We start from the raw sequence: 18,435 nt of genomic DNA on the forward strand, positions 1-18,435 counted from the left end.
AGGGAACCCTATGAGCCAGAACGTATTTCAGTTTATCGATGTCCAGCGGGTCGACCCGCCCAAGAAGCCACTCAAGATCCGCAAAATACAGTTTGTGGAGATCTACGAGTCCTTCAATCAGCCGCAGGTACAGATGCAGGCGGATCGCTGCCTCGAGTGCGGCAACCCCTATTGCGAGTGGAAGTGTCCGGTCCACAACTACATCCCCAACTGGCTGAAACTGGCCAAAGAGGGGCGCATTCTGGAGGCGGTGGAGCTCTCCCACCAGACCAACAGCCTGCCGGAAGTGTGCGGTCGGGTCTGCCCGCAGGATCGCCTCTGCGAGGGCTCCTGCACCCTCAACGATCGCTTCGGCGCGGTGACCATCGGCAACATCGAAAAGTACATCACCGACAAGGCGTTCGAGATGGGCTGGAAGCCCGATCTCTCGAACGTGGTCAAGACCGGCAAGCGGGTCGCCGTCATCGGCGCCGGCCCTGCAGGCCTTGCCTGTGCCGACGTGCTGGCACGCAACGGCGTCACCCCGGTGGTGTTTGACAAGTATCCGGAGATCGGCGGCCTGCTCACCTTCGGCATCCCCTCCTTCAAGCTGGAAAAAGAGGTGATGCAGCGTCGCCGCGAGATCTTCCAGGGGATGGGCGTGGAGTTTCGTCTCGAGACCGAAGTGGGCAAGGACATCACCTTCGCCGACCTGCTCGGCGAGTTCGATGCGGTCTTCCTCGGGGTCGGTACCTACAAGTACATGAAGGGTGGCTTTGCCAACGAAGAGGCGCCGGGCGTCTATGATGCCCTGCCCTACCTCATCGCCAACGCCAACCGCTTGCTGGGTTTCGAGAAGGCACAAGCGGACTATATCGACTTCGCCGGCAAGCAGGTGGTAGTGCTGGGCGGTGGCGATACCGCCATGGACTGCGTGCGTACCGCTATCCGTCAGGGGGCCGCCAAGGTGATCTGCGCCTATCGCCGCGACGAGGAGAACATGCCGGGCTCCAAGCGGGAGGTGAAAAACGCCCGCGAGGAGGGGGTTGAGTTCATGTTCAACCTGCAACCGGTGGCGGTCGAGCTTGATGCCAGCGGTCGCACCGTCGGCATCAAGGTGGTGAGCACCGAGCTGGGTGAACCCGATGCCAATGGCCGCCGCAACCCGATGGTTATCGAAGGCTCCGAGCAGGTGCTGGCTGCCGATGCGGTGGTGATGGCGTTTGGCTTCCAGCCCAACCCCCAACCCTGGATGGCGGAGTTCGGCATCGAGCTCGATAACCGGGATCGCATCAAGGCCCGCGAGCAGGCGGAATATGCCTTCCAGACCAGCAACCCCAAGGTGTTCGCCGGTGGCGACGCGGTACGCGGATCCGATCTGGTGGTGACCGCCATCTACGAAGGGCGCAAGGCAGCCGAAGGGATCATGGACTATCTGGCGGTCTAACCTGCACTTCCGCAGTCAGCCCAAAACAGAGCCCCGCCAGTGCGGGGCTCTTCTTTTGAGGCTCGGAATTTAAGGCTAGGAGTTCTCGCTGGCAGCTTGCCACTTATCGCTCCACCCACATCGTCCGGGGTGCGGTTAGATGCTCCAGCTCTCCGGCAACCGCTCGGTGAGGGAGGAGATGTACTCGAAGGTACGTGCCCGCTTGGGGGTGGTGAACATCTGGCGTGCGCTGCCTGCTTCCACCACCTCACCCGCCTCCAGAAAGATCACCTGCTGCGCTATCTGGGCGGCCAGCCGCAGATCGTGGGTGGCAATCAGCATGGTGGTTCCCTCGCGGGCCAGCTGGCGCAGCACGGTCACCACCTCCTGGGCAAGCTCGGGATCCAGCGCCGAGGTGGGTTCATCACAGAGCAGTACCTTGGGCGATGGCGCCAGCGCCCTCGCAATGGCAACCCGCTGCTGCTGGCCACCGGAGAGGGTGGCAGGCACCGCCTCGGCCTTGTGCCTGAGCCCCACCTTGTCGAGCAGTTGCAAGCCGCGCACCTCCGCTTTCGCTCTTGGCCACTTCAACACGGTCACCAACCCCTCAATAACGTTTTCCAGCACCGTCATGTGCGGGAACAGCTGGAAATTCTGGAACACCATGCCGGTCTGCTGGCGCAATGCCTGCACGCTCTGGCGAGGCAGATGGTGAGAAAAATCGAGTTCGCTCCCCCCCAGCACCAGGTGCCCCGCATCCGGCCGCTCCAGCACATTGACACAGCGCAACAGGGTGCTCTTGCCACTGCCGGAGGGGCCAATCAGGGCGGTCACACTGCCCGCCACCATGGCCAGATCAATTCCCTTGAGCACCTGCTGTCCGCCAAACTGCTTCTCGATACCACGCAACCGGATCATAGGGCGACCTCCCGGGTCTCTTTGTGGGTCAACTTGCGCTCCAGCCGGTCTTGCAAGGTGGAGAGCACCGAGCTGAACATCAAATAGATGAGGGCTGTCTCGCTGTAGAGAATGAGCGGCTCATAGGTGACAGAGGCGAGCCGCTGGGCCGCCTGAAACAGCTCGGGCACGGTCACTGCCGCCGCCAGCGAGGTGTCCTTGACCAGTGAAATAAAGGTGTTGGAGAGCGGTGGCACCGCAATGCGCGCCGCCTGAGGCAGGATCACCCGCCACATCACCTGGGGCCAGTTCATGCCAATCGAATAGGCCGCCTCCCACTGCCCTTTCGGGATTGCCGCCAGAGTGGCGCGGATGATCTCAGAGCTGTAGGCGCCGATGTTGAGGGTGAAACCGATCACAGCGGCGGTGAAGGCGTCCAGCACAATGCCAGCACTCGGCAAGCCATAAAAAATCAGAAAGAGCTGTACCAGCAGCGGCGTACCACGAATAAGCCAGACATAAAAACGAACCAGTGCCACCAATGGTGTCGGGCCATATAATCTGGCCAGCGCCACCAGCAAACCGAGCAATATTCCCAAGACAAAAGTGATCAGGGTCAGTGGCACGGTAAAAATAAGCCCCGCGCTAAGCAGGGGCCAAAAAGAGTCGATCATTAACTGCAACCAGGCTGGCACGTTAATTTCCTCGCTAGTTATTATTTTCCGGCAATATTATTGCGAGACATCAGTACCAAAATATTTATGAGATATTTTCTGATAGTTGCCATCCTGTTTGGCAGTGCGCAGCGCCTGATTGATGGCGGCCAGCAATTCCGGCTGCCCCTTGGCGAGCAGCACAGCCGATTGATCCCCCTTCGCCTCGGTCGCCGCCACCCTCAATTTGGCATCCGGTTTCTGTTTCTTGAAGTCGAGGAACGAGAGACTGTCGTTGATGGTGGCATCCACTCGCTCGGTCAGTACCAGCGCCAGCGACTGGTTGAAGCCCTCGGTGGCGACCACCTCGGCCCCCGACTTTTTGGCCAGCTGGGCAAAGTTGCTGGTCAGGGACTGGGAGGATTTCTTGCCCTTCAGATCGGCAAAGCTGTTGATGCTGTGGTTGTCGCTGTACACCACCACCACGGCCTTGGAGGTGATATAGGGATCTGAAAAATCATACTTTTTCTGCCGCTCCGGGGTGATGGCCACCTCGTTGAGCACCAGATCGTAGCGCTTGGCATCCACCCCGGCGATGAGGCCATCCCACTTGCCCTCGACAAACTCCGGCTTCACGCCGAGGCCGCTTGCAATCAGCTCGCCAATCTCCACATCAAAGCCGACCAGCTTGCCGCTCTTGTCGTGATAGGTGAACGGAGGATAAGCCCCTTCGGTACCAATCTTGATCACGCCACTATGCTGAATCGCCGCAAGGGAGGATTGTGCCTCGGCAGAAGTCACCAGGGTCAACGGAAGGGATGCCAGTAAAAAGAGAGTGTGCCACTTGTTCATATTATTTACCTCGTTATATTTTTATTTCCCATGAGTCGCCAACGACAACCGTATTAATGAAACCGTCTCTTGCATGGATGATGCAAATATCTAAAAACTCAGATGTATGCCTTGCAAATATCGAGCTGGCTTGGGCAAAACATATCGCGCCATATCCCATGGCCAAACCATGAAATATGATGATATTTAGCGAAATAATGGATAACGAGGGTGGGATAGCTTGAACATGGCAAACACCGCCAGCCATCAGGGTGACCGGCGGCGCTCTTTTTAGACGAGTTCTGGCGTGCGGGTTAGCTTGCTCACCCAGGGACGGCGCCAGGCGGGGGCCTCATACTGTTCCGGCCAATATTCGGTCTGCTGCACAATGCGATCGCCCTCGACCCGATGAAAGGTGATGGCCCGGGCATGCACGACCCCATCGGTGATCTGCACTTCGCTCACCACCTCGTCTCCTTGTGCCAGCAGGCGGACTATGGTGAAACTCCACGGCCCGGCGGCCGGATAACGGCGATTGATCTCGACAAAGTTGCAGCGCCCGAGGATCCGCTCTCCCGATTGCGGCCAGTCACAGACAAACTCATCCCCCAGCCATCGCGCCGCCCTGGCAAAATCATTGCTCTGCATCGCCTGCCAGTAAGCTTCCACCACTGCCACCGGTTTCATCACTGCCACCTCCCTCTTCATGTTCAGGTTGCTCACACTCTCACCACCAGCCACTCCCCCTTGCCCACCGGCACCAGCGAGGTGACAAAACGGGGATCCTGCGCCACTTCAGCCATCCATTCCGCCAGCTCCTCCCGATGAGAGATGGCATTATCGACCACCAGCAAGCCGCGCGGAGGCAAGAGACGCTGCAACTGCGGCCACCACGCCCGATATTGCCGGCGATCGGAATCAAGAAAGATGAGCGGGAAGCCCGCCGATGGCAGGGTGGGCAACAGCATCCCCGCATCACCTGCCAGCTGGGTGATCCGCCCGGCAAGACCGGCTTGTTCGAAATTGGCTTGTGCCAGCGCCCGCTTGGCTTCATCCCGTTCGATGGTCGTGACATGACCTTCGAGCCGGGCCACCGCCTCGGCCAACCAGAGGGTGGAGTAGCCGTTGGAGGTGCCTATCTCCAGCACCGCCTGCGCCCCGCGGGTCTGCACCAATACCGCCAGCAACTCGCCGGTATCGCGGGTAATGTTGAGCATCTTGTCGGCGCGATCCGTCTGCGCCAGGTCGTGCTGCTCGCCAAACTGCTCCAGCGCCTGCTTCAGACGCTCAAGGGGGGTATTGGCCCTCGCCGCCTGCTGTGGCAAACCGCTCTCGCATCCGGTCATCACCCTCTCCTTTCATGACTATCAATAGCCACTATCCTTACGGCTGGCATTTTTGGAGTCAAATGGCGGCGACCAAAACCTTGCGCCGGTTAAAAAAACCGATAAAAAACTCTGGCCAATTGAGGCAGAATTTGCTGCGCCTATCTGTTACACTTCGCGCCCGCCATTTTCAGGCTGCGCTGATGCTGTATCAGGGGCGGCCACCAGTGGCAATCCGCGACCGTTCGCCCATGCCGGCTTGTCAAGCCGAACACAATCCAGCTGGATCACAGGAAACCGATATGAGATTTGAAGCATTCGATTTTGCCCCCGAGATTTTGCGCGCCGTCTCGGAGTGCGGTTATCAGGAGATGACCCCTGTGCAGCAGCAGGCGATCCCGGCCATTCGCCGTGGCCGCGACGTGCTGGCCAGCGCCCAGACCGGCACCGGCAAAACCGCCGCATTCGCCCTGCCCATCCTGCAGCGTCTGGTCGATACCCCTGCCGCAGCCGCGCCCTCCAGCACCCGGGTGCTGATCCTCACCCCGACCCGCGAGCTGGCAGCCCAGATTGCCGACAACATCAAGGCGTTTGCCCGCTATCTGGATCTTGGCGTCATCACTCTGGTGGGGGGCGGCAAGCAGGATGTGCAGGCCAAGAAGCTCAAAGCGGGCGCTCACATCATCGTGGCCACTCCGGGCCGTCTGGTGGAGCACCTCACCGCATGCAACCTCAGCCTCTCCACCGTGGAGTGTCTGGTGCTGGATGAAGCGGATCGCATGCTCGACATGGGCTTTAGCGCCGATGTGCAGCAGATCCTGCAAGCCGCCAACAAGGGCCGCCAGAACCTGCTCTTCTCCGCCACCTTCTCCGAAGGGGTGAAGAAGCTCGCCAATGTGATGCTCGACAAGCCGCAAGTGGTGAGCGTCAACAAGCAGAACACCACCGCCGACACAGTGAGCCAGGTGGTCTATCCGGTCGAGCAGAAGCGCAAGCGCGAGCTGCTCTCCGAGCTCATCGGCAAACAGAACTGGCAACAGGTGCTGGTCTTTGCCAGTACCCGCGAGAGCTGCGACGAGCTGGTCGAGGAGCTCAACCTCGACGGCATCAAATCGGCCGTGGTCCATGGTGACAAGGCTCAGGGCAGCCGCCGCCGCGCCCTGCGCGACTTTATGGAGGGCAAGGTTCGGGTGCTGGTCGCCACCGAAGTGGCCGCCCGCGGTCTGGATATCCCCGATCTGGAGTACGTGGTCAACTATGACCTCCCCTTCCTTGCCGAGGATTATGTCCACCGCATCGGCCGTACCGGTCGTGCCGGCAAGCGCGGTCAGGCCATCTCCTTCGTCAGCCGTGAGGAGGAGCGCACCCTGCTCGAGATCGAGAAGCTGATCGGCCAGAAACTGCGCCGCATCATGGTGCCGGGCTACGAGGTGAGCAGCCGCGAAATGCTGATCAAGCAGCTCGAAGAGCGTCGCCGCTTTGGCGGTCGTGCCCGTCGCGACGACAACGCTGCCGCCCAGTCGATGGCCGAAGCCAAGCTGCAGGGGCAACGCCTCAAGCGTCTGGCCGCCGCCAAGAAGCCGCGCCAGCCCAAGTAAGCAGCCACTCGCTGTACCGATAAGATGAAGGCGCCACCGGCGCCTTTCTCTTGCCCTGTGATGACGACTCGCCCCACCGGAGGAGGCACCATGACCCCATCAACCTACAATCAGGCCCTGTTCGAGATGGCCACCCAGAGCCTGGCCGAGCTGGCTCGCACTGGCGAACAAAAGGCTGGCAAGCGCACCCCGGCGCAGGAGAGCCACTTCCTCTGCACCTGGATGGCAGACTCCCTCAAGGAGAAGCGCTTCTCTCGTCTGGTGATGGAAGATTTGAAAGCTTGGGTGCAGCTTGGTCGCACCCTCGGGGCTGGCGCCGATCTCAAGGGGCTGCTGGAGCGCATCGTCAGCCAGTACCAGAGCGCCATGGCAAATCCGCTGCAACTGGGGAGCAAGCTGGCCAACATGCTGACTGAGCTGGAACAGGCGGGCTGGCTGGTACTGACCGAGAGCGAAGTGAACGCCAGGCTGCGCCTGCAATCGGCCGGTCAGGCCAGTCTGGTGGTAAGCCACAGCGAATATGCAGGGCATATCGAGGGCGGCGAGCTTATCAAACCTCTCACCCTCTATGTGCGTGGTGATGAGCAGCTGCTGGCCAGTGCGGCCTGCAAACAGGGGCTGCTGCTGAGTCAGGGCAACAAGAAAACCACCCTCATCAAGCACCACAAGGCCTACCGGCTGATGCCGGGCAACGAACATCCAGCCCTTGCGCTGCTGAGCGAGGCTCGCCAGAGCGCCTGATCCCGCCTGTTTGTGCCAATAAAAAACGGCAGACCCTGCTTGGATGCAAGGTCTGCCGTTTTTTATTGTTCAGTTTAACCTGATGATATTCGATTGCTGTTTAACTTACCTTGATGCCAATCTGGCCCGGGGCACACCATTCGAACATCACCTCCTCACTCTTGCCGCAGCAACTGCCGCCACAGACCCGGCTCTCGCGCTTGATGACCCGCCCCTTGCGCATCCAGACGCCGAGCATGGCCTCCACCGCATCCTCCGAGGTGTGGAAGTGGCGAGCCAGCTCGCGCCGGCTCACCTTCTGCTGCGCGGCGAGGTAATCCCCCAGCTCGCGCAGGATCATAATGTCACCACCTTGCGGGCGACGATGTCACCGTGACGGCGACCGGCCCACCAGAGCAGCAGCAGGGAGAGGCCATAGCTCGCTACCCAGAACAGGCTCTGCTCGGGGTGAGCGGCGAAGGTGGCCAGCTGATAGAAGACGGTGGCGCACATAAAGGCCATGTAGTTGCACCAGGCGGCGGTAAAGAGCGCCCACTGGCGGCCGGTCTCGCGCACCAGGGCACCCATGGCGGCGGCGCAGGGCATGTAGAGCAGCACGAACAGGAGGTAGGCAAACGCACCGGCTGCACCGTCGAAGTGGGTCTGCATGTTGCCGTAGGTAGAGACATCCACCTCCTGCTCCTCGGCTGCCGCCTTCTGGTCGTCGAGGTTGCCAACCGCAAGGCCCATGGGGTCGGTCGGGTTGATCTCGGCCAGATTGGTCGCTACGGCATCCACCGCTTCGTGGAAGCTGGCGACGAGGGAGAATTCGCCCTTCTCTTCCTCTGCGCCACCACCAGCGTAGAGGCTGTTGAGGGTACCGACTACCGCCTCTTTGGCGAAGATGCCAGTGACGATGCCGACCGTGGCCTGCCAGTTGTCATCACGCACGCCGATGGGGTGCAGCACAGGGGTAACAGCCTGACTGATTTTGCTCAGCACCGAGCTCTCCTGCTCCTGATGGCCGAAGCTGCCATCGGTACCCAGCGAATTGAGCACGCTCAACACGGCGACCACCAGCACGATGGTTTTACCGGCGCCAAAGACAAAGGATTTGAGCTTCTGCCAGGTCTTGATGCCAACGTTGACCGGGCGCGGCCACTCGTAATCCGGCATCTCCATCACCATGGAGTCGCTCTTGCCCGGCAGCAGGGTGCTGCGCAGCAGCAGACCGGTGAGCACCGCCACCAGAATGCCGATGAGATAGAGACCGAACACCAGGTTCTGGCCAGACTCCGGGAAGAAGGCCACCGCAAACAGGGCGTAGACCGGCAGGCGGGCACCGCAGGACATGAAGGGGGCCATGGCCGAGGTCATCAGCCGCTCGCGCTCGGAGTTGAGGGTGCGGGTCGCCATCACCGAGGGCACGGTACAGCCAAAGCCCATCAGCATGGGGACGAATGCCTTGCCGGGCAGGCCGAGACGGCGCATCAGGGCATCCACCACGAAGGCGGCGCGCGCCAGATAGCCGGAGCTCTCCAGCACCGCGAGGAACAGATAGAGGCAGCCAATCACCGGGATAAAGGTGGCGACGGTCTGCAAACCGACCCCGAAGCCATCGGCCAGAATGGCGCCAAGCCAGTCGGGCGCGTTGATCAGCCCAAGCAGGTGGTGCACACCTTCAACAAACAGGGCGTTGCCCATGATGTCGAAGAAGTCGATAAAGGCGCTGCCCACCTTGATGGCGAACATGAACATCAGGTACATGACGAACAGGAAGAAGGGGATGCCGATCCAGCGGTTGAGCAGCACCCGGTCGAGCTTCTCGCTCTGAGCCACGGTGAGTTTGCCCTGCTGCTGGCACGCCTGACTGGCCCACAGATGGATGTGGCCATAGCGGATGTCCGCCAGCTGCAGATCGATATCCTGCCCCTGATGGGCACGGGTCACCACATTGGTCACGGCAGCCTGCTGACCGGGCAGCAGGGTCTCCTGCATCGCGGCATCCTCCTCCAGCAGACGCAGGGCGCGGCCACGGGTAGTGAGGTGGTGCGGGGCGAGCAGGGTCTCCAGCTCCGCCAGATCTTTTTCAAGATCAGTGCCGTAATCGAGCATCAGTGCCTGCTGGGACTTGCCGATAAAGCCGTGGATCTGGCTCTTGAAGGCGGCAACCTGCTGGCGATTGTGGGCCGAGAGGGCCACCACGGGGCAACCAAGCGCCTGACTAAGCAACCCTTCATTGATGGTGACGCGGCGTTTTTTCAGGATATCCATCTTGTTGAGCACGACGACCATCGGCAGCCCCAGCTCGCGCAGTTGCAGCGTGAGGTAGAGGGAGCGCTCCAGATTGGCGGCGTCGATGACGTTGAGCAGCAGGTCGGGCTGATGGCCCTGCACATAGCGGCTGGCGATCTGCTCATCAAGGCTCGCCTCCTGATTGGCAAGGCTATAGATGCCCGGCAAATCCATCAGCTTGTAATCGTGACCATCGGCGGAAAATTCGCCCATTTTCTTGTCGACGGTGACCCCGCTCCAGTTGCCGACCTGCTGGCGGGCGCCGGTCAGGGCATTGAACAGGGAGGTCTTGCCGCTATTGGGGTTGCCGACCGTAACCAGTGAATAATTCATACCAGCGCTACCTCTATTTTCTTCTGAACCGGGCTCTTGCGGGTGGACAAGCAACTCATACCGGTTCGACCTCAATTTGCTGGGCCAGACTCTTTTGCATGGAGAGACAGATCCCCTGACACTGGATCTGGAGCGGATCCCCCAGCGGGGCGGACCGCAGATAGATGACTTCAGTCTGTGGCAACAAGCCCATCACCATCAGCTTGCGACGCAACGGCCGGGACAACTGATTCATATTCTTGATGCGAGCACTCTGTCCCGGTGACAACTGCGTGAGTACCATGACTGACTCCTGAAGTTAAACAATAATAATTCGCTTTTACTTGGGGCATTATAATCTGTGTCTTCAACTTTTATTTGAGTAAAATCAAACTCCGCTTAGCTAACCCGTAAAGTAACCTCATGAGTCACGACAGCAACAGCCGCCTTGTTTACAGCACAGATGGCGGTCAAATCAAGGAGCAGAACGCTCCGCAATCCTCCTCCCCCTTCCCCACCGACGGCGTGGTGCGCATGCGCCGCGAGACCAAGGGGCGCAAGGGCGCCGGGGTCATCACCATTCACGGCGTCCCCGCCGAACAGCAAAAGGCAATCGCCACTTTGCTAAAGAAAAAGTGCGGCACCGGTGGCGGGCTCAAGGAGGGTGTTATCGAGATCCAGGGGGACAAACGGGAGCTGATCAAGGCCGAGCTGGAGAAGGCCGGCTTCAGCGTCAAGCTGGTGGGTGGCTGATCCCCTTGTCACCCATGCGGTTTTTCCCTAGAATGCCCGCTCCCATCGAGGGGGAGTAGTCTCGCATACCGGATCCACACCGGCCTGCGACCCTGATCAACATACTTGGTGCCAACTCACCATGGTCAGGGTGATCCAGTTTATCCATGGATTTGACAAGACCTTTGACGGGCCAGCGCCAATACCGGGGACGGATGGCGTCGGCTTGTCTTTGGTTTATAACAATTCCGTCCCCCGGTCATATCTATGGAAGCCTTGTTAACTTCAACCCTCAGCGTTGCGATTGCCGAGATCGGCGATAAAACCCAGCTGCTGGCATTGTTGCTCATCTGTCGTTTTCGCAAACCCTGGCCCATCATCGCCGGCATGCTGGCCGCGACCCTGCTCAACCATGCGGGAGCCGCCTGGATTGGCGAGTTTATCAGTCGCTGGCTCGACCCCAAGGTGATGACCTATCTGGTCGCGGCCGCCTTTATCGCCATGGCGATCTGGATCCTGGTGCCGGACAAGATGGATGACGAGGAGAGCTCCCTCGACAAGTACGGCCCCTTCATGGCCACCTTCGTGCTCTTCTTTATTGCCGAGATTGGCGACAAGACCCAGATTGCCACCGTGCTGCTGGCCGCCAAATATGACTCCCTCATTCAGGTGGTGACCGGTACCACCCTCGGCATGATGCTGGCCAACGTCCCTGTGGTGCTGATCGGCAAGCTGGGGGCGGACAAGCTGCCGCTCAAGGCGATCCGCATCGCCTGTGCCCTGCTGTTTGTCGGGCTCGGGGTCAGCACCCTTATCTTCGTCTAGCGGCACTCTGGTCACCGGTTCTACACAAGCCCTCTTCGGAGGGCTTTTTGCATTCTGGCTCCCGCCTCCGTCACTCCGGCAACCGCCGTTGTCGCAGCCGCAAGCTGCCACTGCACGGGAGTGGGGCGGCCATGTCATAATGGGGCAAACCTCGTGGAGCACCCCATGCACAACGTATCAAGAGAGACGCTACTCGAATGGGTGAAACAGGGACGACTGGCGCCAGAGAAGCTGGCCGCCGCCCTCACCCTTGCCGATCTGCCCCCTGTCCACTCCCGCTGGCAGTGGCTGTTCGATCGCCTGCTGCTCTGGCTCGGTGCCCTCTGCATCGGGGCCGGCCTTATCTTCTTCGTCGCCTTCAACTGGCAGGCGCTGGGGCGGCTACCCCGCCTCGCCCTGCTGGAGGCGCCGCTGCTCGCCATGCTGCTTCTGCTATGGCGCAAGCCCCTTGGCGATACGCCGCGTCAGGCGCTGCTCTTTGCCGTGGCCCTCAATATCGGCGCCCTGCTGGCGCTGGTCGGCCAGACCTACCAGACCGGCGCCGATCCCTGGCAGCTGTTCGCCACCTGGGCGCTGATGCTGGTACCGCTGGCCGCCCTTGGCCAGAGTCCCCTGCTCTGGACTCTGGGCTGGCTGCTAGGCCAGCTGGCGCTGGTGCTCTACTGGCGGCTCGGTCTCTTCAGCTTCTTCTTCGCCTTTGACGAGGAGGGGCTGGGCTGGTGTCTGACCCTGCTCAACGCCGCCCTCTGGGGCTTGTTGCTGCTCGCCCCCGCTCGCTGGCGCCTGATGCCGAGCTGGCTGGCGGGTCTTGCCGCCGGGCTTGGCGCCACCCTGCTCGCCCTGCTGGCGCTCTTCGATGCCGCCTCCACGCTGGTGTGGTCGCTCTGGCTGGGCTGGCTCGCTGCCGCCTACACACTCTGGCATCACAGATTTATCGCCGGACTCGCCATGGGCTGCCTCAGCCTGATTGCCGTTATCCTCGCCGCCCTTGGCAAGTGGATGAAGCCGGATGTGGACGGTTTCCTGCTGCTCAGCCTCATCGCCATCGGCCTCTCGGTCGCCGCCAGCCGCTGGCTGCAACAACAACGGAGGTTCCATGAGTGATCTGACGCTCTGGCAAACCCTGCAACAGGCCAATCTGGTGGAAGGGGAGATGCCCCGCAACAACCAGCCGCACTGGTCGAGCCGTTTTCTGCTCGGGCTGGTGGGGTGGATCGCCGCCCTGTTCCTGCTCTTCTTTCTCTTTATGACCTTCGAGCAGCTGACCCGCGAGGCCAACAGCGCCCTGCTGCTTGGCGTTGTGCTGCTGGGGGCGGCTTACGCCATCAACCGCAGCCAGAGCGGCGATCTCTGGGATCAGTTCGTGCTGGCGCTCGCGCTGGCGGCCGATGCTTGGCTGCTCTACGGTCTGCTCGATCAGGCCGACAGCCACCAGAGCCTGCTCTGGTTCGGCCTCTGCCTGCTGTCGCTTGCCATCGCGGTGCTGTTCGATCACTGGCTGGTGCGGCTGTTTCACAGCGTGGCGGCGGCCCTGCTGCTGACCCTCGCCCTTGCCTGCCTCGGGTTGCAACTGCTGGCCCTGCCGCTGGTGATGGCCGCCATCACCTTCTGCTGGCTGCGCGCCGATCACGACCCCGCCCGTCACCAGCTCTACCACGCCATCACCCTGGGGCTCGCCCTCTCCCTGCTGGTACTGGGTCGCCTGCACCAACCGCTATGGGAAGGTGGCAGCAGCGTGCTCGATGAGCTGGGGCTGTCACGCCTGCCGCTCTGGCTCAATCCACTGCTCTGCGCCGCCCTGCTGCTGGCGGTGATGGTGAAACTGAAGCTGCCGCTCTGGTACGGTCTGCCGCTGGTGCTGCTCAGCGCCGTCATTCCGGGGGTGGGGGCTGGCGCACTGGTGCTGATCCTCGGCTTCTATGCCGGCAGTCTTGGCCTGATGACCCTCGCCGCCCTGCTGCTGGTGGGCTATGGCGCTCTCTACTACTACGATCTGGGGCTCACCCTGATGACCAAATCCTGGCTGCTGCTGGGCTCGGGTGCCCTGTTGCTGGCCGCCCGCCTGCTGCTTAAAACCTGCTCGGCAAGGAGCGACTCATGAGACCCGCGACCCGACAACTCGGCCTGTTGCTCACTGGCCTTGCCATTCTGGCGGGCATCAACCTCACCGTCTGGCGGTTTGAGCGCGCCATGAGCAGTGGCGAAGTGGTGCTGCTGCGGCTCGCACCGGTCGATCCCCGCTCCCTGATGCAGGGGGATTACATGCGCCTCAACTACGAGATCGCCCGCGAGCTGGCCAGCAGCGATGGCTGCGACAAGCAGAGCGACACCCTGGTGATCCGCCTCGATGCCCATCAGGTGGCGAGCCGGGTTGCCGATGGCAAGCCGGATCAGCTGGCCAGCGATGAGCGGCTATTGCAGGTGCACCGCAGCGATCGCCAGTGGCTGATCGGCCCCGATGCCTTCTTCTTCGAAGAGGGTGATGGCGAGGCCTTGAGCCGTGCCCGTTACGGCGAGTTTCGCCTGCAGCCTGATGGCAAGACGTTGCTGGTGGGGCTACGCGATGAGGCTTATCAGCCGATTGGGAGAAGCCGGTCACGTTGGTAACGGGGCAAAGTGGCTATTTGAGCGGTTCATGGTCACACTCAAAGCACGGTTGACTGCTGAGGATGTTCCCCATGAGGATTTGGCTCACCTGCTTGCTGCTATTGCTCCCCTGGGCCTCGATGGCCCGGGCCGATCTGGGCAAACTCGAATACTTCACCGAAGAGTACCCCCCCTACAACTTCAGCGATGAGCAGGGCCAGCCCACCGGCCTTGCGGTTGAACTGCTGCAGATGGTGTGGAAAAACAGCGGCGTTGCCCCCCAGCCGATCCGCATCCTGCCGTGGGCACGTGGCTACTACCTGCTGACCCAGAAACCCAACGTGGTGCTCTTCTCCACTGCCCGCACCCAGGCGCGGGAAGATCTCTTCAAGTGGGTCTGCCCCATCGGCTACTCGGAGTACATCCTGCTCGGGCGCAAGGCGCAAAACATCACCCTCACCTCCGTCGATGAGATGAGCAAGTACCGGATAAGCGCGGTGCGCTCCGATGCCGCCGAGCAGCTGCTGCTCAACAACGGCATGGATGACAACAACATCATCCCCGCCAACCGCCTCAATCAGGCGGTCAAGATGCTCACCTCCGGCCGCGCCGACCTGCTCGCCACCAGCAAACTGGCCGGTTATGACGCCCTGCGCGAAATGAAGCTCAACAGCGACGACTTCAACGTCGCCATGGTGCTGAGCGCCGAGCAGCTCTGCTACGCCTTCAGCCGTCAGGTGGATGACAAGGAGATCAAGCTGTTCCAGAGCGGCCTGACCCGCGCCCTCGCCTCACAGGAGTTTTTGAAGCTGCAGGCCAAATACCTGCCCATTCGCTGACGAGCAGCGAAGACCAGAAACAGACGAGGGATGCCAACGGCATCCCTCGCTATTATTGAAGAACCTGACCGCTCAACCTTGGCGAAACCGGTCGGCTTGGTCACAATTGAGCATATATATTCCCTTGAGCAGGATGGAAAAAATGAAACCATGGATTGGATTGGCCGCACTGCTTGTGAGTTCCTTCGCCCACGCCAGCCCCGAGCTGGCCAAGCTTCACTACCTGACCGAAGATTACAAACCCTATAACTACGCCGACGAAGCGGGCAATCCGACCGGCTTTGCGGTCGAGCTGCTCAAGCTGGTATGGCAGAAGACCAACACCCCGGAGCAGCCCGTTACCATCATGCCCTGGGCCCGTGGCTACTACCTGCTGACCCAAAAACCCAACGCGGTGCTCTTCTCCACCGCCCGCACCCAGGCGCGCGACCCCCTGTTCAAGTGGGCCTGCCCCATCGGTTACGCCGAAATCGTACTGGTGGGGTTGGCCGAGCACAAGATCAACATCACCAAGCTCGACGATGCCAAGGCGTTCAATATCGGGGCGGTGCGAGCCGATGTGGGCGAGCAGCTGCTGCTCAACAACGGCTTTGACGAGACCAAAATCATCGCCGCCAACCGCCTCTCCCAGGCGCTCAAGATGCTCACCTCCGGCCGGGTGGACATGGTCTCCACCAACAAGACCACAATGGAGCAGCAAATTCAGGAGCAAAAACTCGACCCCGCCAAGTTCAAGGAGCAGTGGCAGCTGAGCTCGGAACAGTTCTGCTACGCCTTCAGCCATCCGGTGAGCGACGATCTGGTCAAGGAGTTCCAGAACGGCTTGACCCAGGTGCTGGCGGGCAGCGAATACCCGCTGCTGCACAACAAATACTTCCCCGCCCCCGCCGCCAAATAGCGGCGCCACGCCAAACACCAACAACAAGGGGCCCACTGCGGGCCCCTTCTCTTTTTGCCGTACACTCCCCTAGCCGCGCACCAGCGCTGCGGCGGCCACCTTGTGACGGGCAATAAGCCCCTCGATATCCAGCCCCGCGATGGCACCATCGACCACCCGCCACTTGCCGCCCACCATCACCCGATCGGCCCGCTCGGCGCCGCACAAAATGAGTGCCGCGACGGGATCGTGACTGCCGCTAAAGCGCAGGTCGTCGAGCTTGAACAGCGCCAGATCTGCCTGCTTGCCGGGCAGCAGCTCACCGAGATCGCCGCGCCCGAGCAGCCTTGCCGAGCCAACGGTCGCCCACTCCAGCACCTTGCGCGGGGTGATGCGCTCGGCGCCGTAGCGCAGCCGCTGCAGATAGAGGGCCTGACGGGCCTCCTGCATCAGGTTCGAGGCATCGTTGGAGGCCGAACCATCCACCCCGAGCCCCACCGGCGCACCGGCCGCCTCCAGATCCAGGGTCGGGCAGATGCCGGAGGCGAGCCGCATATTGGAGACCGGACAGTGGCACACACCGGTGCCCGCCGCCCCCAGCCGCGCAATCTCGTCCGGATTGAAGTGGATGCCGTGCGCCAGCCAGGTGCGATCGCCCAGCCAGCCCACCTTCTCCAGATAATCGACGGTACGCAGGCCAAAGCGCGCAAGGCAGAACGCCTCCTCATCCAGCGTCTCCGCCAGATGGGTGTGCAGCCGCACATCGAGCTCGGCCGCGAGTCTGGCGCTCTCCACCATGATCTCCTCGGTCACCGAAAAGGGGGAGCATGGGGCCAGCGCAATCTGGATCTGCGCCCCGGCGCCGCGCTCGTGGTATTGGCGCACCAGCCGCAGGCAGTCATCGAGGATCTGCTGCTGCCCCTGCACCGTGTGGCGCGGCGGCAAGCCCCCCTCATCTTCGCCAAGGCTCATGGAGCCACGGGTCAGCATGGCGCGCATCCCCAGCTCACGCACCGCCGCCACCTGAATATCGATGGACTCCTCCATCCCGCGCGGGAAGAGGTAGTGGTGATCCGCAGCCGTGGTGCAACCCGAGAGCAACAGCTCCGCCATCGCCACCTTGCTCGCCAGCGCCAGCGCATCCGGCGTCAATCTGGCCCAGACCGGATAGAGGGTCTTGAGCCAGGGAAAGAGCGGCTGATTGACCACCGGCCCCCAGGCGCGGGTCAGGGTCTGGTAAAAGTGATGGTGGGTATTGATAAGGCCCGGCAGCACCACATGGTCGCGGGCATCGAACAGCTGATCGCAAGGTCGAGCTGGCTGCTGGCCTGCCGCCAGCACCTCGCTTATCAGGCCGTTTTCAATCACCAGCCCGCCGCGGCCATCGACCGTTTCGGGTGTAAAGGTGGCAAGGGGGTTTTTAATCCAGATACGGGTAGCGGACATGGCCGACTCCTCCATCAGTGACACATAGGGGTGAGCCAGCTCAGTTATACCCTGTCTGCTGATCCAGAGGCGGCGGTCAGCGACCGCAGCCAACCCAGTCTAGGCATACGGCGCAAAAAGTCTGTGATCGCCGTTTTGAATCAAGGTGATAGCAACGGATTGCCCAAGACGACCAGCCGCACAAGGTTTACCCAGCAATTAATCAATCAGTAATTAACAAAAGCTTGTGCCAGCGCAAAAAAACCTCTGGTTTCTGATAGTTGCGTGATGGCCGCCATAGTTAAGCGCTCAATGAATCCGTAAGATATTTGGCGGCGCCTGTTGGCCCCTTTTCCCAAACCAAGGTCAACGGCGCAATGTGGCAGCGACAGTCAGGGGCGGTAGCGTCTTTCGCGGAGACCAGCCGGTTTTCCGCCCCTGCGCCAAGGTGCGAGGGTTGCACCCTCGACTGGCGTTCCCGTCAGCCCCCGGGGCTGTGCCCATGCCACCATGCGGATGAGACATTGGGACAATTTGTAGGGTCGATTAGCGAAGCGTAATCGTCCGCGGTCACCATCCCCTCTCCCCTTGTGGGAGAGGGCTAGGGTGAGGGGTCACTAGCCTGATGGGCATGGCTTCGCCATGCAGGACACGAGGACTCCGTCCTCGACGGGGTTTCGCCGCCGCTGCGCGGCTTGGCGAGTGACTTTGGAAAGACCCAAAGTCACCAAAGGTCTAATCCCCCACTTGTTCGCCCTCCTGCGTCGGGTTTCCTCGGTTCACCCGTTTGTCCGACGGCACGCGCCGATGGGCCATCCTTGGCCCAGCGGCGCTCGCTCGGCGTCCTGCCTCGCGGCCTGGACAAACAGGCTCACCTCGGCGAACAACAGGGGGCAACAGCCAACCCGCGACACCGAGGCCGGTTAACAGGCGTAGGGTGCACCAAGCGCAGCGCATTGCACCGCGGTAACACTCCCCAGCCTATTCGGGGCAAAGATCGGGCGGGTTGTTGTCTCACAGCCAACCCCTCGCCCATCCCATGGCGAGAGCAGATTGTCGCACCTATGCAACAAGCGCCATCGACATAGTTGCATAGGTGAAAAAATCATGGCGGG

At 61.4% G+C, this 18,435-nt stretch carries 19 protein-coding genes; 10 read left to right on the forward strand and 9 right to left on the reverse strand.

Translation table 11 applies throughout. From position 1 onward, the window contains the following. Positions 1-10: 10 nt before the first annotated feature. On the forward strand, positions 11-1,426 hold the full coding sequence (locus I6L40_RS14845; RefSeq protein ID WP_216994471.1) for an FAD-dependent oxidoreductase: 1,416 nt from the start codon (positions 11-13) through the stop codon (positions 1,424-1,426). Between the two features lie 135 nt (positions 1,427-1,561). Here the strand turns inward: I6L40_RS14845 and I6L40_RS14850 are convergent, their stop codons facing one another. The 5 genes from I6L40_RS14850 to I6L40_RS14870 form a co-directional block, all read right to left on the reverse strand. Beyond that, the gene (locus tag I6L40_RS14850; protein ID WP_071911321.1) at positions 1,562-2,323 is read right to left on the reverse strand and encodes an amino acid ABC transporter ATP-binding protein; all 762 of its coding nucleotides are present in this window, start codon (positions 2,321-2,323) and stop codon (positions 1,562-1,564) included. After that, a complete protein-coding gene (locus I6L40_RS14855; protein ID WP_156853465.1) occupies positions 2,320-2,976 on the reverse strand; it encodes an amino acid ABC transporter permease in 657 nt (218 codons plus the stop codon). Before I6L40_RS14855 ends, I6L40_RS14850 begins: the two co-directional genes overlap by 4 nt. Before the next feature lie 57 nt (positions 2,977-3,033). Next, positions 3,034-3,807 carry an amino acid ABC transporter substrate-binding protein gene (locus I6L40_RS14860; RefSeq protein ID WP_216994472.1) on the reverse strand — a complete coding sequence of 258 codons (774 nt, stop codon included), beginning with the start codon at positions 3,805-3,807 and terminating at the stop codon, positions 3,034-3,036. 270 nt (positions 3,808-4,077) lie between these two features. Further along, on the reverse strand, positions 4,078-4,473 hold the full coding sequence (locus tag I6L40_RS14865; protein WP_041208475.1) for a nuclear transport factor 2 family protein: 396 nt from the start codon (positions 4,471-4,473) through the stop codon (positions 4,078-4,080). 32 nt (positions 4,474-4,505) lie between these two features. Next, positions 4,506-5,132: an O-methyltransferase gene (locus tag I6L40_RS14870; protein WP_071911317.1), complete on the reverse strand. Its 627-nt coding sequence runs from the start codon at positions 5,130-5,132 to the stop codon at positions 4,506-4,508. Positions 5,133-5,413: 281 nt separating this feature from the next. On the opposite strand from I6L40_RS14870, the gene I6L40_RS14875 reads away from it, so the two are divergent. Further along, positions 5,414-6,709: a DEAD/DEAH box helicase gene (locus I6L40_RS14875; RefSeq protein ID WP_041208476.1), complete on the forward strand. Its 1,296-nt coding sequence runs from the start codon at positions 5,414-5,416 to the stop codon at positions 6,707-6,709. Positions 6,710-6,799: 90 nt separating this feature from the next. Then, entirely contained in the window at positions 6,800-7,450 is a 651-nt protein-coding gene (locus I6L40_RS14880) for a DUF2913 family protein (protein ID WP_216994473.1), read from the forward strand. A gap of 100 nt (positions 7,451-7,550) precedes the next feature. Here I6L40_RS14880 and I6L40_RS14885 read toward each other — a convergent pair whose 3' ends face one another. From I6L40_RS14885 to I6L40_RS14895, 3 genes are read right to left on the reverse strand one after another with little or no spacing between them, the layout of a single operon-like run. Beyond that, entirely contained in the window at positions 7,551-7,790 is a 240-nt protein-coding gene (locus I6L40_RS14885; protein ID WP_041208478.1) for a FeoC-like transcriptional regulator, read from the reverse strand. Further along, positions 7,787-10,057, reverse strand: a complete 2,271-nt coding sequence (gene feoB / locus I6L40_RS14890) for a Fe(2+) transporter permease subunit FeoB (RefSeq protein ID WP_216994474.1) — start codon at positions 10,055-10,057, stop codon at positions 7,787-7,789. Before feoB ends, I6L40_RS14885 begins: the two co-directional genes overlap by 4 nt. A 55-nt stretch (positions 10,058-10,112) precedes the next feature. Continuing rightward, entirely contained in the window at positions 10,113-10,340 is a 228-nt protein-coding gene (locus I6L40_RS14895) for a FeoA family protein (protein ID WP_033113699.1), read from the reverse strand. A gap of 119 nt (positions 10,341-10,459) precedes the next feature. On the opposite strand from I6L40_RS14895, the gene I6L40_RS14900 reads away from it, so the two are divergent. The 7 genes from I6L40_RS14900 to I6L40_RS14930 all read left to right on the forward strand — a co-directional run bounded on the left by I6L40_RS14900 (position 10,460) and on the right by I6L40_RS14930 (position 15,916). Beyond that, positions 10,460-10,789 (forward strand): translation initiation factor, encoded by a 330-nt coding sequence (locus I6L40_RS14900; RefSeq protein ID WP_041208481.1) that lies wholly within the window; start codon positions 10,460-10,462, stop codon positions 10,787-10,789. Positions 10,790-11,035: 246 nt separating this feature from the next. Then, a complete protein-coding gene (locus I6L40_RS14905) occupies positions 11,036-11,593 on the forward strand; it encodes a TMEM165/GDT1 family protein (RefSeq protein WP_033113701.1) in 558 nt (185 codons plus the stop codon). 165 nt (positions 11,594-11,758) lie between these two features. After that, positions 11,759-12,697, forward strand: coding sequence for a DUF2157 domain-containing protein (locus tag I6L40_RS14910; protein WP_216994475.1), 939 nt, complete (start codon positions 11,759-11,761; stop codon positions 12,695-12,697). After that, complete coding sequence (locus I6L40_RS14915) at positions 12,690-13,694, forward strand: DUF4401 domain-containing protein (protein WP_216994476.1); 1,005 nt, start codon at positions 12,690-12,692, stop codon at positions 13,692-13,694. The genes I6L40_RS14910 and I6L40_RS14915 overlap by 8 nt, the downstream gene beginning before the upstream one ends. Beyond that, positions 13,691-14,200: a GDYXXLXY domain-containing protein gene (locus tag I6L40_RS14920; RefSeq protein ID WP_216994477.1), complete on the forward strand. Its 510-nt coding sequence runs from the start codon at positions 13,691-13,693 to the stop codon at positions 14,198-14,200. The genes I6L40_RS14915 and I6L40_RS14920 overlap by 4 nt, the downstream gene beginning before the upstream one ends. 71 nt (positions 14,201-14,271) lie before the next feature. After that, positions 14,272-15,018, forward strand: coding sequence for an ABC transporter substrate-binding protein (locus I6L40_RS14925; protein WP_033113705.1), 747 nt, complete (start codon positions 14,272-14,274; stop codon positions 15,016-15,018). 142 nt (positions 15,019-15,160) lie between these two features. Then, complete coding sequence (locus I6L40_RS14930) at positions 15,161-15,916, forward strand: ABC transporter substrate-binding protein (protein WP_185226938.1); 756 nt, start codon at positions 15,161-15,163, stop codon at positions 15,914-15,916. Positions 15,917-15,985: 69 nt separating this feature from the next. Here I6L40_RS14930 and I6L40_RS14935 read toward each other — a convergent pair whose 3' ends face one another. After that, positions 15,986-17,341, reverse strand: coding sequence for an 8-oxoguanine deaminase (locus I6L40_RS14935; protein ID WP_216994478.1), 1,356 nt, complete (start codon positions 17,339-17,341; stop codon positions 15,986-15,988). Positions 17,342-18,435: the final 1,094 nt, after the last annotated feature.

Origin of the sequence: Aeromonas sp. FDAARGOS 1410, from assembly GCF_019048745.1 — a bacterium.
In the GTDB taxonomy this organism is placed as follows: domain Bacteria; phylum Pseudomonadota; class Gammaproteobacteria; order Enterobacterales; family Aeromonadaceae; genus Aeromonas; species Aeromonas jandaei.